Origin of the sequence: Pseudescherichia sp. (assembly GCF_032052675.1) — a bacterium.
Classification (GTDB): domain Bacteria; phylum Pseudomonadota; class Gammaproteobacteria; order Enterobacterales; family Enterobacteriaceae; genus Pseudescherichia.
The window spans coordinates 74,467-90,894 of record NZ_DAMBWA010000007.1 but is presented as its reverse complement, the minus strand read 5'-3'; the positions used below and the strand labels follow the sequence as shown (position 1 = coordinate 90,894).

Annotated in this window: 15 protein-coding genes and 2 tRNA genes (1 of these 17 only partly in view); 2 read left to right on the top strand and 15 right to left on the bottom strand. The window is 58.0% G+C overall.

Features of this window, described 5'->3' with window-relative positions; translation table 11 throughout:
* Nucleotides 1–11: 11 nt before the first annotated feature.
* From nadD to leuS, 4 genes are read right to left on the bottom strand one after another with little or no spacing between them, the layout of a single operon-like run.
* On the bottom strand, nt 12–662 hold the full coding sequence (gene nadD, locus RTX96_RS11350; RefSeq protein WP_312670994.1) for a nicotinate-nucleotide adenylyltransferase: 651 nt from the start codon (nt 660–662) through the stop codon (nt 12–14).
* Entirely contained in the window at nt 655–1,686 is a 1,032-nt protein-coding gene (gene holA / locus RTX96_RS11345; RefSeq protein ID WP_103819868.1) for a DNA polymerase III subunit delta, read from the bottom strand. The genes nadD and holA overlap by 8 nt, the downstream gene beginning before the upstream one ends.
* Complete coding sequence (gene lptE / locus RTX96_RS11340) at nt 1,686–2,267, bottom strand: LPS assembly lipoprotein LptE (RefSeq protein WP_312670993.1); 582 nt, start codon at nt 2,265–2,267, stop codon at nt 1,686–1,688. The genes holA and lptE overlap by 1 nt, the downstream gene beginning before the upstream one ends.
* A gap of 14 nt (nt 2,268–2,281) precedes the next feature.
* Nucleotides 2,282–4,864, bottom strand: a complete 2,583-nt coding sequence (gene leuS / locus RTX96_RS11335) for a leucine--tRNA ligase (protein WP_312670992.1) — start codon at nt 4,862–4,864, stop codon at nt 2,282–2,284.
* Between the two features lie 236 nt (nt 4,865–5,100).
* On the opposite strand from leuS, the gene RTX96_RS11330 reads away from it, so the two are divergent.
* A complete protein-coding gene (locus RTX96_RS11330) occupies nt 5,101–5,583 on the top strand; it encodes a zinc ribbon-containing protein (protein WP_103819865.1) in 483 nt (160 codons plus the stop codon).
* 103 nt (nt 5,584–5,686) lie between these two features.
* Here the strand turns inward: RTX96_RS11330 and RTX96_RS11325 are convergent, their stop codons facing one another.
* From RTX96_RS11325 to miaB, 9 genes are all read right to left on the bottom strand, one after another.
* The gene (locus RTX96_RS11325; RefSeq protein ID WP_042392048.1) at nt 5,687–6,412 is read right to left on the bottom strand and encodes an amino acid ABC transporter ATP-binding protein; all 726 of its coding nucleotides are present in this window, start codon (nt 6,410–6,412) and stop codon (nt 5,687–5,689) included.
* Nucleotides 6,412–7,086, bottom strand: a complete 675-nt coding sequence (gltK, locus tag RTX96_RS11320) for a glutamate/aspartate ABC transporter permease GltK (RefSeq protein WP_103819864.1) — start codon at nt 7,084–7,086, stop codon at nt 6,412–6,414. The genes RTX96_RS11325 and gltK overlap by 1 nt, the downstream gene beginning before the upstream one ends.
* 2 nt (nt 7,087–7,088) lie before the next feature.
* The gene (gene gltJ / locus RTX96_RS11315) at nt 7,089–7,829 is read right to left on the bottom strand and encodes a glutamate/aspartate ABC transporter permease GltJ (protein WP_103819863.1); all 741 of its coding nucleotides are present in this window, start codon (nt 7,827–7,829) and stop codon (nt 7,089–7,091) included.
* A gap of 171 nt (nt 7,830–8,000) precedes the next feature.
* Nucleotides 8,001–8,912 carry an amino acid ABC transporter substrate-binding protein gene (locus RTX96_RS11310; RefSeq protein ID WP_312670991.1) on the bottom strand — a complete coding sequence of 304 codons (912 nt, stop codon included), beginning with the start codon at nt 8,910–8,912 and terminating at the stop codon, nt 8,001–8,003.
* 385 nt (nt 8,913–9,297) lie between these two features.
* The gene (lnt, locus tag RTX96_RS11305; RefSeq protein ID WP_103819862.1) at nt 9,298–10,836 is read right to left on the bottom strand and encodes an apolipoprotein N-acyltransferase; all 1,539 of its coding nucleotides are present in this window, start codon (nt 10,834–10,836) and stop codon (nt 9,298–9,300) included.
* 22 nt (nt 10,837–10,858) lie between these two features.
* Nucleotides 10,859–11,740: a CNNM family magnesium/cobalt transport protein CorC gene (gene corC, locus RTX96_RS11300; RefSeq protein WP_042392057.1), complete on the bottom strand. Its 882-nt coding sequence runs from the start codon at nt 11,738–11,740 to the stop codon at nt 10,859–10,861.
* Between the two features lie 82 nt (nt 11,741–11,822).
* Entirely contained in the window at nt 11,823–12,290 is a 468-nt protein-coding gene (gene ybeY, locus RTX96_RS11295) for an rRNA maturation RNase YbeY (RefSeq protein WP_042392058.1), read from the bottom strand.
* Nucleotides 12,287–13,339: a PhoH family protein gene (locus RTX96_RS11290; RefSeq protein ID WP_103819861.1), complete on the bottom strand. Its 1,053-nt coding sequence runs from the start codon at nt 13,337–13,339 to the stop codon at nt 12,287–12,289. Before RTX96_RS11290 ends, ybeY begins: the two co-directional genes overlap by 4 nt.
* Before the next feature lie 95 nt (nt 13,340–13,434).
* On the bottom strand, nt 13,435–14,859 hold the full coding sequence (gene miaB / locus RTX96_RS11285) for a tRNA (N6-isopentenyl adenosine(37)-C2)-methylthiotransferase MiaB (RefSeq protein WP_312670990.1): 1,425 nt from the start codon (nt 14,857–14,859) through the stop codon (nt 13,435–13,437).
* Nucleotides 14,860–14,999: 140 nt separating this feature from the next.
* Between miaB and ubiF the strand changes: the two genes are divergently transcribed.
* Nucleotides 15,000–16,175, top strand: a complete 1,176-nt coding sequence (gene ubiF, locus RTX96_RS11280) for a 3-demethoxyubiquinol 3-hydroxylase (protein ID WP_312670989.1) — start codon at nt 15,000–15,002, stop codon at nt 16,173–16,175.
* A gap of 86 nt (nt 16,176–16,261) precedes the next feature.
* Here ubiF and RTX96_RS11275 read toward each other — a convergent pair.
* Together RTX96_RS11275 and RTX96_RS11270 are read right to left on the bottom strand one after the other, a co-directional pair.
* Nucleotides 16,262–16,336, bottom strand: a tRNA-Gln gene (locus RTX96_RS11275).
* Nucleotides 16,337–16,373: 37 nt separating this feature from the next.
* Nucleotides 16,374–16,428, bottom strand: a tRNA-Gln gene (locus RTX96_RS11270) (it continues 120 nt past the right edge of the window).

Here is a 16,428-nt window from a genome sequence, read left to right as displayed (position 1 = left end):
TAATCGGAGAGTTAGCGGTACAGCCCCTGCTGCATGATGTAGTCGAGCACGGCGGGCGGGAGCAGATCGTCACAGGGCTGATTCTGCCGCAGCCGCTGGCGGATCTGCGTGGCGGAGATATCGAACCACGGGGTCTGGGCGAGAAAAATTTTTCCGGCGGGCAGGGTGTGCAGCTCACGGGCATCGGTGGTGAGGTGCTGCTCCAGCCAGCGCTGATGTACCTCGTCGCGCATCTCCAGCGCGTAGCCGGGGCGACGGCAGACGATAAGATGGCAGTAGCCAAGTATGCTGTCGTAGCGATACCAGGTCGGGAAGCTGAGCAGCGAGTCCTGGCCAATGATAAAGGCCAGCGGCCGGGCTGGGCCGCTCTCCTGACGCCATATCTCCAGCGTTTCCGCTGTGTAAGACGGCGTGTCGCGCCGCAGCTCCCGCTCATCAAGGGTAAACAGCGGACGGTCGTTTATCGCCAGCGCCAGCATCGCCTTACGCTGCTGGCTGGTGGCCTCCGGCTGTGGGCGGTGAGGCGGCACGTTGTTTGGCATAACGATCACCCGCGCAAGGTTAATCGCTTCTGCCAGCGCCTCTACCGGTAAAAGGTGGCCGTAGTGGACGGGATCGAAGGTCCCGCCAAACAGCGCCTGGAGCTGATTCATCTCACCCATCGATAAAAACGTCCGCCAGCGACTTATGACAGAGTAGCAGAGAGAGCCCTTCCAGCTCGGCCCACACCGACTGGCCGTAGTCCTGCTTCACGGTTAGCTCGGTGCGGCTCAGAAGATGCACCGCCTGGCGGAGCTGGGCATGGCTCAGACGATTGAGCGCCTCGGTAGTGACGGCACGGCGGTTCTGCCACACCCGGTGTTTATCAAAGAGGGTGCGCAGCGGGGCATGTGCCATCTGACGCTTTAAGGTCAACAGCAGCAGCAGTTCACGCTGCACAGTACGCAGCAGGATCACCGGCTCGCTGGCCTCAAGCTTCAGCTGCTGCAAAATATGCAGGGCGCGTTTGCTCTTGCCCGCCAGCAGGGCATCCACCCAGTGGAAAGGGGTAAAGTGTGCGGCATCGTTCACCGCCTGTTCAACGCGGGGCAGGGTAAGCTTGCCGTCTGGCCAGAGCAGAGAGAGACGGTCCAGCGCCTGTGCCAGCGCCAGCAGGTTACCCTCATAGCAGTAGCAGAGCAGCTGGTTAGCGGCATCGTCAAGCTGTAAATTATTCTGCTTTGCGCGGTTGGCGACCCAGCGCGGGAGCTGCGCCTGCTCTGGCGTCTGACAGGTGACCAGCACGGCACGGTTAGCCAGGGCGGTAAACCAGGCCGCATTCTCCTGCGCTTTGGTGAGCTTATTGCCCCGCACGATCAGCAGGAGATCGTCATGCAGCAGTCCTGTCAGGGTGGCGAGCTGTTCATTGATGGCGGCATTAGGGCCGTTGTCCGGCAGCTGGAGCAGCAGCGTCTGGCGGCTGGCGAACAGGCTCATGGCCTGGCAGAGGGAGAAGAGCGCGGTCCAGTCGGTGCTGGCGTCGAGAGCAACGGTGTGGTGCTCATCAAAGCCCTGAGCCGCCGCTGCCTGACGCACTGCATCCTGGCTCTCCTGCAGCAGCAACGGATCGTTGCCAAGCAGCAGATACGCCGCGCGCAGCCCTTCATTGAGCTGCGCGCGGAGCTGTTCAGGGTACAGCTTTAACATCAGTTACCCAGCGTGGTTGAGACGCGGGAGGAGGTGTCGGTCGCTTTGGCTTCTGCTTTGGTTTCCGCCATTTTCTCCTGCTTCTCTGCCGTTTGCACGCTTGGCAGCTGACGGATCAGCTGCTCGGCGGCTTTATCGTACATCTCCGTAACGATCATCTCCTGCTCGGCATCTTTCGCCAGCGCGGTCTGCGGGTTATCGAAGAATGAGCGATAGACCTTGGTGTGCAGCGGATAGATGCCCTGGCCCGGGATCAGCACCGTCGCCTGGACGCTCATCACCATCTGGTACTCAGCCGTACGGCCATCGCGGAAGATCGACGCAGTATCCTGGCTAACTGTTGATGTACCCAGACGCAGGGAGGGCACATCCTGGCGCACGGAGCTCTTCTCTACCAGCGTTACGCCGTTCAGGCGCAGCTGCGCACGTATCGCGCGGCTGAGCGGACCGTTCGGATCTGACGAGTCGAAAATCATGGTTTTCATCTCGTCAGGGATCGCTGAACTGTTACGCAGATGCCAACCGCATCCGGCGGTGACCAGCACCGCCAACGACAACAATAATGTTGTTAAAAATCGCACGCTTCCTCCCGCGCTTAGCCAACGACCAGATTGAGCAGTTTACCTGGAACGTAAATCACTTTACGTAAGGTAACGCCATCAAGATATTTTGCTACCAGAGGCTCCTGGCCCGCGCGCTCGCGCACCTGCTCTTCGCTGGCGTCGACCGGCACGGTGATTTTACCGCGTACTTTACCGTTTACCTGCACCACGACCAGGGTGGTGTTCTCAACCATTGCCTGTTCGTCTGCCACCGGCCACGGCGCGTTGTCGATATCGCCTTCGCCTTTCAGCTCCTGCCACAGGGTGAAGCTGGCGTGCGGGGTGAACGGGTTGAGCATACGCACCACGGCCAGCAGCGCTTCCTGCATCAGGGCGCGATCCTGCTCGCCGTTCAGCGGCGCTTTCGCCAGCTTGTTCATCAGCTCCATAATCGCCGCAATGGCGGTGTTGAAGGTCTGACGGCGACCGATATCGTCGGTCACTTTAGCAATGGTTTTATGCACGTCACGACGCAGCGCCTGCTGGTCTTCGCTCAGCGCGGCGACGTCCAGCGCCGGGGCATCGCCCTGAGAAGTGTGCTCGTAGACCAGTTTCCAGACGCGCTTCAGGAAGCGGTTCGCCCCCTCAACGCCGGACTCTTGCCACTCGAGCGTCATGTCCGCCGGCGAGGCGAACATCATAAACAGACGCACGGTATCCGCGCCGTAGCGCTCTACCATCTCCTGCGGGTCGATGCCGTTGTTTTTCGACTTGGACATCTTGCTCATGCCGGTATAGACCAGCTCATGGCCCGCCGCGTCCTGCGCTTTCACGATACGGCCTTTCTCATCGCGCTCGACGATAGCCTCTTTCGGGGAGACCCAGTTACGCTCGCCGTTTGCGCCCACGTAGTAGAAGGCATCTGCCAGCACCATGCCCTGACAGAGCAGCTGCTTCGCTGGCTCATCAGAGTTCACCATGCCCGCATCGCGCATCAGCTTGTGGAAGAAGCGGAAGTAGAGCAGGTGCATAATGGCGTGTTCGATACCGCCGATGTAGATATCCACCGGCAGCCAGTAGTTGGCGGCGTTCGGATCCAGCATCCCCTCGTTGTACTGCGGGCAGGTGTAGCGCGCGTAGTACCAGGAGGACTCCATAAAGGTGTCAAAGGTGTCGGTTTCACGCAGCGCAGGCTGGCCGTTGACGGTGGTTTTGGCCCACTCAGGATCGGCTTTGATCGGGCTGGTGATACCGTCCATGACCACGTCTTCCGGCAGAATAACCGGCAGCTGATCTTCCGGAGTCGGCAGCACGGTACCGTCTTCCAGGGTCACCATTGGAATCGGTGCGCCCCAGTAGCGCTGGCGGGAGACGCCCCAGTCGCGCAGGCGATAGTTGACCTTACGCTCGCCGACGCCGTTAGCGGCCAGCTTGTCGGCAATGGCGTTAAACGCAGCCTCGAAGTCCAGACCGTTAAACTCGCCGGAGTTAAACAGCACGCCTTTTTCCGTCAGCGCCTGGGCGCTGAGATCCGGCTCGCTGCCGTCGGCCGCGAGGATTACCGGCTTGATATCTAAACCATATTTCGTGGCAAACTCGTAGTCACGCTGATCGTGGCCAGGAACGGCCATGACTGCGCCGGTGCCGTACTCCATCAGCACGAAGTTCGCTGCCCAGACCGGGATCGTTTCGCCGGTCAGCGGGTGAATTGCGCGGACGCCGGTGTCGACGCCTTTCTTCTCCATTGTCGCCATGTCCGCTTCGGCAACCTTGGTGTTGCGGCATTCGGCAATGAAGTCGCCCAACGCCGGATTATAGGCTGCTGCCTGGGTGCTCAGCGGGTGGCCCGCAGCCACGGCCAGGTAGGTAACGCCCATGAAGGTGTCCGGACGGGTGGTATAGACGGTCAGCTTGTCGTCGCTGTTCTCGACGTCAAAGGTGATCTCTACGCCTTCAGAGCGGCCAATCCAGTTGCGCTGCATGGTTTTAACGGTATCTGGCCACTGATCCATATGATCCAGATCGTTCAGCAGTTCGTCAGCGTAGGCGGTGATTTTGATAAACCACTGCGGGATCTCTTTACGCTCAACTTTGGTGTCGCAGCGCCAGCAGCAGCCGTCGATCACCTGCTCGTTAGCCAGCACGGTCTGGTCGTTCGGGCACCAGTTCACCGCCGAGGTCTTCTTATAGACCAGGCCTTTCTTATACAGCTCGGTGAAGAACTTCTGCTCCCAGCGGTAGTATTCCGGGGTGCAGGTTGCCAGCTCGCGGCTCCAGTCATAGCCAAAGCCCAGCATCTTGAGCTGGCTTTTCATGTAGTTGATATTGTCGTAGGTCCACGGCGCAGGTGCGGTGTTATTCTTCACCGCGGCGCCTTCCGCCGGCAGGCCGAATGCGTCCCAGCCGATGGGCTGCAGCACGTTTTTACCCAGCATGCGCTGATAGCGGGAGATCACATCGCCAATGGTGTAGTTACGCACGTGGCCCATGTGTAGCCGGCCAGAAGGATAGGGAAGCATAGAGAGGCAGTAATACTTCTCTTTGCTCTCATCTTCAGTGACTTCAAATGTGCGCTTCTCTTCCCAGTGAAGCTGGACTTTGGATTCTATCTCTTCCGGGCGGTATTGCTCTTGCATGGCAGCCAGTGGTCCTGTTTTCAATACAGCTACAAGCGTAGCATTAAGATGTGGTGTGTAAGATCCGCATAGCATAGCCCAAACGCCAGTCTCAAAACAGCCTTTCGCGCTGACGGCGGTGAAAAGGGCCAGCGGGTATCCTTGCACGAATTTACACAGGCTGTGGCAAAGGTAGCAAAGCGGCGGAAAAATAAGGTCTATTATTAGAAGACGTTACCCAGCCCGGAGGCGAAAGGATGAACAAGGTTGCTCAATATTATCGTGAACAGGTTGCGACGCTGACCGAGCGTTTGCGCAGTGGCGATCGGGATATCGATGCGCTGGTGGAGCAGGCGCGGCTGCGCGTCACCCAGACGGGCGAGTTAACGCCAACCGAGGTCGAAGAGCTGACGCGCGCCCTGCGTCGCGACCTCGAAGAGTTTGCCCGCAGCTATAACGAAAGCCAGGGGGAGGTCACCGACAGCGTATTTATGCGGGTGATCAAAGAGAGCCTTTGGCAGGAGCTGGCGGACATTACCGACAAAACCCAGCTGGAGTGGCGCGAGGTGTTTCAGGATCTGAACCATCACGGGGTCTACCACAGCGGCGAAGTTGTAGGGCTGGGGAACCTGGTGTGTGAGAAGTGCCACTACCACCTGGCGGTCTACACTCCGGATGCGCTGCCGCTCTGTCCGAAGTGCGGCCATGACCAGTTCCAGCGCCGGCCGTTTGAGCCGTAATGCAGATGGTAACGCCCGGTGGCGCTGCGCTTACCGGGCCTACACATTGCACCGTGCCCATTGTAGGCCGGGCAAACGCAGTGCCGCCCGGCAATTACCCACATTAGTGCAGGATCTTGGCGAGGAAATCCTTTGCCCGTTCGGATTTTGGATTAGCGAAGAAATCCTCCTTGGCGGAGTCTTCGACGATTTTCCCCTCGTCCATAAAGATCACCCGTGTCGCGACCTTGCGCGCAAAGCCCATCTCATGGGTGACCACCATCATGGTCATCCCCTCCTGCGCCAGCTCCACCATAACGTCCAGCACCTCGTTGATCATCTCGGGATCGAGTGCAGAGGTGGGTTCATCAAACAGCATTGCCACCGGATCCATGCAGAGGGCGCGGGCGATGGCCACGCGCTGCTGCTGGCCGCCGGAGAGCTGGGCCGGAAACTTATCGGCATGGGCGGAAAGCCCGACGCGCTCCAGCAGCTTAAGGCCTTTTTCCCGCGCCGCCGCTTTGTTGCGCTTCAATACCTTTACCTGTGCCAGCGTCAGGTTTTCGATAATCGACAGATGGGGAAACAGCTCAAAGTGCTGAAATACCATCCCAACGTGGGAGCGCAGCTCGGCGAGGTTGGTTTTCTTATCGGTCACCTTGGTGCCGTTTACCAGGATTTCACCCTGCTGCACCGGCTCCAGGCCGTTAACGGTTTTAATCAGCGTTGACTTACCGGAGCCGGACGGCCCGCAAACCACTACCACTTCACCTTTTTTCACTTCCGTGGAGCAGTCGGTTAGCACCTGAAAGTGACCATACCATTTTGAAACGTTTTTCAGGGAAATCATTAAACTGTCCTTTTCTTCAGATAGCTGACCAACAGTGAAGCACTGAGACTAATTGCAAAATAGACGAAGCCGGCAAAGAGGATCATCTCTACCTGAGTACCATCACGCTCACCGATGGTGGACGCGGTACGGAAGAAGTCCGCCAGGCTGAGCACGTACACCAGCGAGGTGTCCTGGAACAGGACGATCCCCTGGGTGAGCAGCAGAGGCACCATCGCCCGGAAGGCCTGCGGCAGGATGATAAGCTTCATCGACTGCCAGTGGGTCATGCCCAGGGCCAGCGCCGCGCTAGACTGCCCGCGCGAGATACTCTGAATACCGGCACGGATAATCTCCGAGTAGTAGGCCGCTTCAAACATCGAGAAGGCCACCATCGCCGAGATCAGGCGAATATCGGTGGTGGGCGACAGGCCGAGCACGTTTTGCAGCAGCCCCGGCACGATCAGGTAGAACCACAGCAGCACCATCACCAGCGGGATAGAGCGGAACACGTTGACGTAGGCGGTGGCAAACCAGGCGAACGGCTTAAAGCTCGACAGGCGCAGCACCGCCAAAATGGTGCCCCAGACGATGCCGACCAGCACCGCAGTAATAGTAATTTTCAGGGTGATGACCAGTCCGTCCAGCAGGTAGGGCATCGCCGGGAGAATGGAACTCCAGTCAAATTCATACATCGTTATTTGCTCCCCATATTGCCCGGCAGGCGAACTTTACGTTCCACCAGATTCATTACCAGCATAATGAAGGCGTTAATCAGCACGTAGGCGAGGGTGATCGCGGTAAAAGATTCCCAGGCGTGGGCGGAGTAGTCCAGCAGCTTGCCCGCCTGCGCGGCCATATCCACCAGCCCGATGGTCGAGGCGATGGCGGAGTTTTTCACCAGGTTCATCATCTCGGAGGTCATCGGCGGCACAATGACGCGGTAGGCGTTGGGCAGCAGCACGTAGCGGTAAGTCTGCGGCAGCGTCAGCCCCATCGCCAGCCCGGCGTTCTTTTGCCCGCGCGGCAGCGACTGAATAGCGGCCCGCACCTGCTCACAGACGCGCGCCGCGGTGAACAGCCCGAGGCAGATCATCGACGAGAGGAAGAATTGAATATTGGGGTCAAGCTCCGCCTTAAACCACATGCCGAGATCTTCCGGCAGCAGCTCAGGTACCACCAGATACCAGGTGAAGAACTGCACGATCAGCGGAACGTTACGGAATAGCTCAACGTAGAGAGTACCGATCCCGGAGAGGAAACGGTTGGGCACGGTACGGAGAATACCGAACAGCGAGCCGACAAGAAATGCGATGATCCAGGCGGTAATCGACAGCGCGACCGTGACCTGAAAACCGCTCCACAGCCAGCCTAAATAGGTGGTGTTGCCGAACGGGGCCTGTTGCAGAAAAATACCCCAGTTCCAGTCTATTGACATACATGTACCTCAGAAAAAAAGGGTAGCAGCGCTACCCTCGAAGATTGGTGAGAAGCTTTACGCACCTTTTTATGCGTAAGCGTCGCGCCGGATGGGGGAACGACCCTCCAGCGTCTAGTCTGTCCGTGCTTCCCGTCAATCGAGAGGGCGATAGTCGCCCTGTGTTTCTAGTTAGTTAAGTGCTTTATCGTTCGGCGTTTTGAACAGGGTCTGCATCTCGCTAGAGAGCTCGAAGTTCATGTTCAGGTTTTTCGGCGGAATGGGGTTCTTAAACCACTTATCAAACCACTTCGCCGCTTCACCGGAGGTCTGCGCCTGGGCGATGGTGTCATCCATCAGCTTTTTGAACTGCTGATCGTCTTTACGCAGCATACAGCCGTAGGCTTCCTCAGACTGCGGTTTGCCAACGATCTCCCAGTTGTCCGGCTTCTTCGCCTTCGCGCGTTCGCCTGCCAGCAGGGCGTCATCCATCATAAAGGCTACTGCACGCCCGCTCTCCAGAGTACGGAAGGAGTCGCCGTGATCTTTCGCGCTGATGATGCGCATATCCATCTTCTGCTCGTCGTTCAGCTTGTGCAGCAGCACCTCAGAGGTAGTACCGGAGGTGACCACGACCGCTTTCCCCTTCAGATCCGGGAAGTCTTTAATGTCGCCACCTTTTTTCACCAGCAGGCGGGTGCCAACCACGAAAATGGTGTTAGAGAAGGCGGCCTGCTTCTGGCGCTCAAGGTTGTTGGTGGTAGAGCCACATTCAAAATCAAAGGTGCCGTTCTGCAGCAGAGGAATACGGTTCTGGGAGGTGATCGGGATCAGCTTGACCTGCAGATCGGGTTTGTTCAGCTGCTTTTTAACGGCTTCAACGATCGCGTTGGAGTAGTCCTGTGAGTAGCCTACGACTTTCTGCTGGTTGTCATAGTAAGAGAACGGGACGGAAGATTCACGGTGGCCGACCACGATCACACCGTTTTTGGCAATTTTATCGAGCGTGCTGCCGGCTGCCGGCGCGGCTGCATCTTCGGCGTGTGCCAGACCGGCGCTCATTCCCACTAACAGCATTGCCGCGGTCAGTTTACGTAATTGCATATCCAACTCCTTCATCATCAGCGCCAGGGACGCATTGATACCCAGTGTGTGTGTTTGTGTTGTTATATCCTGCAGCACAAGCATGCAGTGTTATGCGTGTTTGTTAACATTTAGTGTGGCTTGGTGTAAACATTTTGCTGCTTTATTGTTTAGTTTTGCGAAGCGCACCGCACCATTTCGAGGCAGAAAACGCCGATTGCACCTTTTTAGTGCTTCAGGTGTTCACCGCTGGTGCACCGTTATGGCGCATCGGCAAAGATCCGCAGCTGCCTGATATTATTAAGCAATTGCTGTGCCAGGTTGGGAAAGTGAGAGGGGGATTTGCCGGGTGGCGGCTGCGCCTTACCCGGCCTACAAAATCGGGCCGGGTAAGGGGAGGGACTGGCTATTTACGACGCTGGCGCAGGCTCATGATCACCGCGCCAAAGCCGAACAGCGCGGTAAGGATCCACAGCGGCCAGCTGCCGGTACGGGCGTACGGCGTCAGGCCGGTAGTGGGAGTGACTTTGGTGGTCAGCACCTGACGAGTGAACTGCGGCAGCATGGCCTGAATTTCACCCTGCGGGCCAATCACGGCAGTAATACCGTTATTGGTGCTGCGCAGCAGCGGACGGGCCAACTCCAGGGAGCGCATCCGCGCCATCTGGAAGTGCTGCCACGGACCGATGGACTTACCGAACCACGCATCGTTGGAGATGGTCAGCAGGAAGTCGGTGTTCGGCCGGAAGTTATCCCGCACCTGTTCGCCGAGGATGATCTCATAGCAGATGGCCGGAGTCAGCTCAAAGCCGTGGGCCGAGAGCTGCGGCTGCACATAGGGACCGCGGCTAAACGAAGACATCGGCAGATCGAAGAACGGGGCCAGCGGACGCAGAATAGACTCCAGCGGCACAAACTCGCCAAACGGCACCAGATGATTTTTGTTGTAGCGATTCGTAGAGTTGTAGCTATACGCGCTCTCTTTGCCCAGCGTAATAATGGTGTTGTAGGTGTCGTAGCGGTTCTGCTTGTTCAGACGCGCATCGACGATGCCGGTAATCAGCGTCGTGTCCTTCGCCCGCAGCAGATCGTCCATCATGCTTAAAAAGCGCTGCTGGTTGATCTCCAGATCGGGAATGGCCGACTCTGGCCAGATAATGAGCTGCGACTTGCCCATCTCCCGCTCGGTGGCGTTGAGATAGATGTTGAGCGTATTCACCAGCTGCCCCTCATCCCACTTCAGGGACTGCGGGATATTGCCTTGCACCAGCGAGACCTGGGTAGTGCGCTCCGTTAGCGGGGTAAACCACTGAATGTAGCGCAGCGGGAAGGGGAGGGCAAAGAGCACCACCGCTACCGCCAGGGTACGCCAGCTGCGGTGTACCGCCGCCAGCACCAGCAGGCCGCTGATCACCATCAGCAGGAAGTTGATTGCCTCGACGCCCATCACCGGCGCAAGGCCCTTCAGCGGGCCGTCAATCTGGCTGTAGCCAAACTGCAGCCACGGGAAGCCGGTCAGCACCCAGCCGCGCAGGAACTCGGTGATCTGCCACACTACCGGCGCGGCGATGGCCATGCGGATGGCGCTGGTACGCGGCCAGAGGCGGGAGAGGATGCCAGCGAACAGACCGGTATAGAGCGACAGGTAGGCCGCCAGCAGCACCACGAGGAAGACGTTGACCGGCCCCGGCATACCGCCAAACTGGGCGATGCTGACGTAGACCCAGTTAATGCCGGTGCCAAAGAGGCCGAATCCCCACGCGTAGCCAATTGCCGCCGCCTGCAGCGGGCGGCGGTTAAGCGTCAGCCCCTGTAGGCCGATAAGGGAGATAAGCGCGGCAGGCCAGATATCATAAGGAGAAAAAGCCAGCGTTCCGCTGGCTCCTAATAACAGCGCCAGCAGCAAACGCATGCGCTGACGCTCAAACAGTGAGGCAAATACCATTTACATTACTCGTCCAGGTGGATTACTCGTCCAGTTTAGGCTGCGCTGCGTCTTCTGGCATTTTTACGTGAACCTGAATAATACGACGGCTGTCGGCCATCGCGACCTTAAACTGGTAACCATCGATGTCGATGGATTCGCCCCGCGCCGGCAGATGGCCAAAGGCCTGCATCACCAGCCCACCGATAGTGTCCACCTCTTCATCGCTGAAGTGGGTACCAAACGACTCATTGAAATCTTCAATGGAGGCCAGGGCGCGTACCGTCCAGGTGTGACGGCTTAGCTGACGGAAGTCGATATCTTCCTCTTCGTCGTACTCATCTTCAATTTCGCCGACGATCAGCTCAAGAATATCTTCGATGGTCACGAGGCCCGAGACGCCGCCAAACTCATCAATAACGATTGCCATATGATAGCGCTGTGAGCGGAACTCTTTCAGCATCCGGTCGACCCGTTTGCTCTCTGGGACGACAACCGCCGGACGTAGCACTTTTTCCATGCTGAAGGCTTCGGCGTCGCTGCGCATAAAGGGCAGCAGATCCTTGGCCATCAAAATCCCTTCGATATGATCTTTATCTTCGCTGATCACCGGGAAGCGGGAGTGGGCAGACTCGATAATCACGTCGAGGCACTCATCCAGCGTCTGGTTACGTTTCAGGGTGATCATCTGCGAGCGAGGGATCATGATGTCGCGAACGCGCTGGTCGGCAATATCCATTACCCCTTCAAGCATGTCGCGCGTATCTTCGTCGATAAGCTCGTTCTGCCCGGAGTCACGGATCAGCGCCAGAAGTTCGTCACGGTTTTTCGGTTCGCCGTGAAAGAGCTGGCTCAGTAAGAGGGAGAAGAATCCCTTTTTGCTGCTGTTAAGTGGGTCGCTACTGTGTGAATTGTCGTCGCTCATGGCGTCGTATGGGTTCTCATGTTAATAAAAATATGTTGTCCGGCGCGCAAACTCAGCGCCAGACGGTTCAGGAGCAGCCAGGCTACTCCTTCTCGGCAATGTACGGATCCTCATAGCCCAGAGCAAGCATTATCTCTGTTTCCAGGCTCTCCATCTCTTCAGCCTCGTCATCTTCAATATGATCGTAGCCCAGCAGGTGCAGACTGCCATGTACCACCATATGCGCCCAGTGCGCCTCCAGCGGCTTCTCCTGCTCGCGGGCCTCCTGCTCAACCACCTGACGACAGATAATCAGGTCGCCGAGCAGCGGCAGTTCGATGCCCGGCGGGGCCTCAAACGGGAAGGAGAGCACGTTGGTGGGCTTATCCTTGCCGCGGTAGGTCAGGTTAAGCTCGTGGCTCTCCGCCTCATCCACGAGGCGGATCGTCACTTCGGACTCCTCCTGAAACTGCGGGATAACCGCGTTCAGCCAGCCCTGAAACTGTGCTTCGTCTGGCAGGCCGCTCGCGTCATCACACGCCAGCTGTAAATCGAGGATTACCGAACTCATTTCTGCTCATGCTCCTGATGCTGGGCTTCGCGCTTACGCTCGGCGGCCAGCTCGGCTTTACGTTTCTGCTCTGTCTCTTCCCACGCCTCATAGGCGGTCACGATGCGGGCAACCACCGGGTGGCGCACCACGTCTTCGCTGTGGAAGAAGTTAAAGCTAATTTCATCGACCTCTGCCAGGACTTCAATCGCGTGGCGCAGGCCGGATTTGGTGCTGCGCGGCAGGTCGACCTGGGTGATATCCCCGGTGATCACCGCTTTCGAGTTAAAGCCGATACGCGTCAGGAACATCTTCATCTGCTCGATGGTGGTGTTCTGGCTCTCATCCAGAATGATAAACGCGTCGTTCAACGTGCGGCCGCGCATGTAGGCCAGCGGCGCAACCTCAATCACGTTACGCTCCATCAGCTTCTCGACTTTCTCAAAGCCCAGCATCTCAAACAGCGCGTCGTACAGCGGACGCAGATACGGGTCAACCTTCTGGCTGAGATCCCCTGGGAGGAAGCCGAGCTTCTCACCGGCTTCTACCGCCGGACGGGTCAGCAGAATACGGCGAACGTCCTGACGCTCCAGGGCATCAACCGCGGCGGCGACGGCGAGGTAGGTTTTCCCTGTCCCTGCCGGCCCAATTCCGAAGGTGATGTCATGATCGAGAATATTGGCGATGTACTGCGCCTGGTTTGGCGTACGCGGTTTGATTACGCCGCGCTTGGTTTTGATATTGACCGCTTTGCCATACTCCGGCACGCTCTCGGCGCTCTGCTCAAGCACGCGGGCCTCTTTAATGGCCAGATGGATCTGTTCGGGTTCAATATCCTGGGTTTGGCCGCGCATCGGGGCGGTATCAACGTAGAGGCTGCGCAGGATATCTGCGGCGGCGTTAACGCTAATGGTGCGTCCGGTGAGTTTGAAGTGGTTATCGCGGCGGTTAATTTCGATGCCCAGTCGACGTTCAAGCTGTTTGATATTGTCGTCAAACGGGCCGCATAAACTCAGCAGACGGGCATTGTCAGCTGGTTCAAGGGTGATTTCACAGGTTTCAGTATTCAATCGATTCCTCTTTTACCTGACTGGCCGGATGGAGTAGTGATATGGGGGCGATGGGCGGAAAAAACAAGGCCTGCCGGAGGGGCAGGCCGGGGGGATCAGGGCTGGTAGAGACCGACGCCCAGTTCGTTCTCTTTACGGGTGCGGGCAATCACCGATTCCGGCGTTTCGGTTACACGCAGGCCCATCTCCGCTTCGGTGCGCACAACGTTACCGCGCAATGAATTAGTATAGACATCGGTGATCTCGACGTCCACGAACTTGCCGATCATCTCCGGCGTACCCTCAAAGTTAACCACGCGGTTGTTCTCGGTACGGCCCGACAGCTCCATAATGCTCTTGCGGGAGGTCCCCTCCACCAGGATACGCTGGGTGGTGCCGATCATTTTGCGGCTCCAGGCCATCGCCTGCTGGTTGATACGCTCCTGCAGAATGTAGAGACGCTGCTTCTTATCCTCTTCCGGAACGTCATCGATCATATCGGCGGCCGGCGTACCCGGACGGGCAGAGAAGATAAAGCTGTAGCTCACGTCAAAATTCACCTCGGCAATCAGCTTCATGGTCTGCTCGAAGTCCTGGGTGGTTTCACCCGGGAAGCCGACGATAAAGTCGGAGCTGATCTGGATATCCGGACGCGCCGCGCGCAGCTTACGGATAATCGCCTTGTACTCCAGCGCGGTATGGGTCCGGCCCATAAGGTTCAGGACGCGATCCGCGCCGCTCTGTACTGGCAGGTGCAGGAAGCTCACCAGCTCCGGCGTATCGCGGTAGACCTCGATGATATCGTCGGTAAACTCAATCGGGTGGCTGGTGGTAAAGCGGATGCGGTCAATACCGTCGATGGCAGCAACCAGACGCAGCAGCTCGGCGAAGGAGCCGGTGGTGCCGTCGTAGTTCTCGCCGCGCCAGGCGTTCACGTTCTGGCCCAGCAGGTTAACCTCACGCACGCCCTGCGCCGCCAGCTGGGCGATCTCAAACAGGATGTCGTCGCAGGGACGGCTCACCTCTTCACCACGGGTGTAGGGCACCACGCAGTAGGTACAGTATTTATTGCAGCCTTCCATGATAGAGACGAAGGCGGTCGGACCGTCGGCACGCGGCTCCGGCAGGCGGTCAAATTTTTCGATTTCCGGGAAGCTAATATCGACGATCGGGCTGCGGTTGCCGCGCACTGAGTTGATCATCTCCGGCAGGCGGTGCAGGGTCTGTGGACCAAACACGATGTCGACGCAGCGGGCGCGCTGGCGAATAAGATCGCCCTCCTGGGAGGCTACGCAGCCGCCGACGCCGATAATCAGATCCGGATTCTTCTCTTTTAAGAGCTTCCAGCGCCCAAGCAGATGGAACACCTTCTCCTGAGCCTTCTCGCGGATAGAGCAGGTATTAAGCAGCAGCAAATCTGCCTCTTCCGCCACGTCGGTCAGCTGATAGCCGTGGGTGGCATCCAGCAGATCGGCCATCTTCGATGAATCGTACTCGTTCATCTGACAGCCCCAGGTTTTAATATGGAGTTTTTTGGTCATCGACTTGCTCTAATAAACGCGAGGATTTCAGGCCGCGTATTGTAATGCTTTGGTCGGGCGCTGACCATAGTTCATCTCCCGACCCCACAAAATCGAAAATCCTGTAAACTTAAAAGAATTATAAATAAGGACGATTGACCATGATAAATCAACCAACTGAAGTCGCCGTCGTTGGCGGCGGTATGGTCGGCGGCGCGTTGGCCCTTGGCCTGGCGCAGCATGGTTTTGCGGTAACGGTGATCGAGCAGGCCGCACCCCCTGCGTTTGACGCCAGTATAGCGCCGGACGTGCGCATTTCTGCGATAAGCACCGCATCTGTGGCACTGCTGCGTGGGTTAGGCGTCTGGGACAGCGTGCTGGCGATGCGCTGCCACCCCTGGCGCAGGTTAGAGACCTGGGAGTGGGAGAACGCTCACGTAGTCTTTGACGCCAGCGATCTTAAGCTGCCTCATCTCGGCTATATGGTTGAGAATAACGTATTACAGCGCGCACTGTGGGATGCGCTGGAGGCTCATCCGCAGGTCACCTTGTGCGCCCCGGCGATGCTCAAAGCAATGCACACTCATGGTCATCAGCATGAGCTGGTGTTTGATAATGACGAGACGCTGCTGGCAAAGCTGGTGATTGGGGCTGACGGTGCCAACTCGCAGGTGCGACAGTGGGCGGGGATTGGCGTTCATGCCTGGCAGTATCAGCAGTCCTGTATGCTCATCACCGTTGAGTGCGAAAACGATCCGGGCGACAGCACCTGGCAGCAGTTTACTCCTCATGGTCCGCACGCCTTCCTGCCGCTGTTCGATCGCTGGGCCTCGCTGGTGTGGTATGACACCCCGGCGCGCATTCGTCAGCTTCGTACCCTGACGATGCCGCAGCTGCAAAAAGAGATTGAGAAGTTCTTCCCGGCGCGGCTCGGCAAGGTGACGCCGGTGGCGGCAGGTGCCTTCCCGCTGACCCGCCGCCATGCCCTACAGTATGTGAAACCTGGGCTGGCGCTGGTAGGCGATGCCGCCCATACGATCCATCCCCTGGCGGGGCAGGGGGTTAATCTGGGCTATCGCGACGCTGATGCCCTGCTGGAGGTGTTGATTACTGCCCGCGGCCAGGGCGAGGAGTGGGCCAGCCAGCGCGTGCTTAAGCGCTATCAGACGCGGCGGATGATGGACAACTACATTATGCAGAGCGGCATGGATCTCTTCTATGCTGGATTCAGCAACAACCTGGGGCCGCTGCGCGTGCTGCGCAACATGGGCCTGATGGCTGCCCAGCGGGCAGGGGTGCTGAAAACGCAGGCGCTGAAGTATGCGCTAGGCCTGTAACATTGATGCCGGGGCAGCCCGGCATGCGAATTTCACCGAAGGACAAAAACAAAAAAGCCCGCCGAAGCGAGCTTTTTTGTTTTATGTGGCTGGGGTACGAGGATTCGAACCTCGGAATGCTGGAATCAGAATCCAGTGCCTTACCGCTTGGCGATACCCCAACAGGGTGCGTTCGCGTGAGCAAACGTCTTTTTAAATTGGCTGGGGTACGAGGATTCGAACCTCGGAATGCTGGAATCAGAATCCAGTGCCT

Bases quoted from the DNA above. Each gene is read 5' to 3' on its own strand.
- RTX96_RS11330 (WP_103819865.1), top strand. From the start codon at position 5,101: ATGAACAAGGTTGCTCAATATTATCGTGAACAGGTTGCGACGCTGACC.
- ybeY (WP_042392058.1), bottom strand. From the start codon at position 12,290: ATGAGTTCGGTAATCCTCGATTTACAGCTGGCGTGTGATGACGCGAGC.
- holA (WP_103819868.1), bottom strand. From the start codon at position 1,686: ATGTTAAAGCTGTACCCTGAACAGCTCCGCGCGCAGCTCAATGAAGGG.
- miaB (WP_312670990.1), bottom strand. From the start codon at position 14,859: ATGACCAAAAAACTCCATATTAAAACCTGGGGCTGTCAGATGAACGAG.
- gltK (WP_103819864.1), bottom strand. From the start codon at position 7,086: ATGTATGAATTTGACTGGAGTTCCATTCTCCCGGCGATGCCCTACCTG.
- ubiF (WP_312670989.1), top strand. From the start codon at position 15,000: ATGATAAATCAACCAACTGAAGTCGCCGTCGTTGGCGGCGGTATGGTC.
- gltJ (WP_103819863.1), bottom strand. From the start codon at position 7,829: ATGTCAATAGACTGGAACTGGGGTATTTTTCTGCAACAGGCCCCGTTC.
- lnt (WP_103819862.1), bottom strand. From the start codon at position 10,836: ATGGTATTTGCCTCACTGTTTGAGCGTCAGCGCATGCGTTTGCTGCTG.
- nadD (WP_312670994.1), bottom strand. From the start codon at position 662: ATGGGTGAGATGAATCAGCTCCAGGCGCTGTTTGGCGGGACCTTCGAT.
- RTX96_RS11310 (WP_312670991.1), bottom strand. From the start codon at position 8,912: ATGCAATTACGTAAACTGACCGCGGCAATGCTGTTAGTGGGAATGAGC.
- leuS (WP_312670992.1), bottom strand. From the start codon at position 4,864: ATGCAAGAGCAATACCGCCCGGAAGAGATAGAATCCAAAGTCCAGCTT.
- RTX96_RS11325 (WP_042392048.1), bottom strand. From the start codon at position 6,412: ATGATTTCCCTGAAAAACGTTTCAAAATGGTATGGTCACTTTCAGGTG.
- corC (WP_042392057.1), bottom strand. From the start codon at position 11,740: ATGAGCGACGACAATTCACACAGTAGCGACCCACTTAACAGCAGCAAA.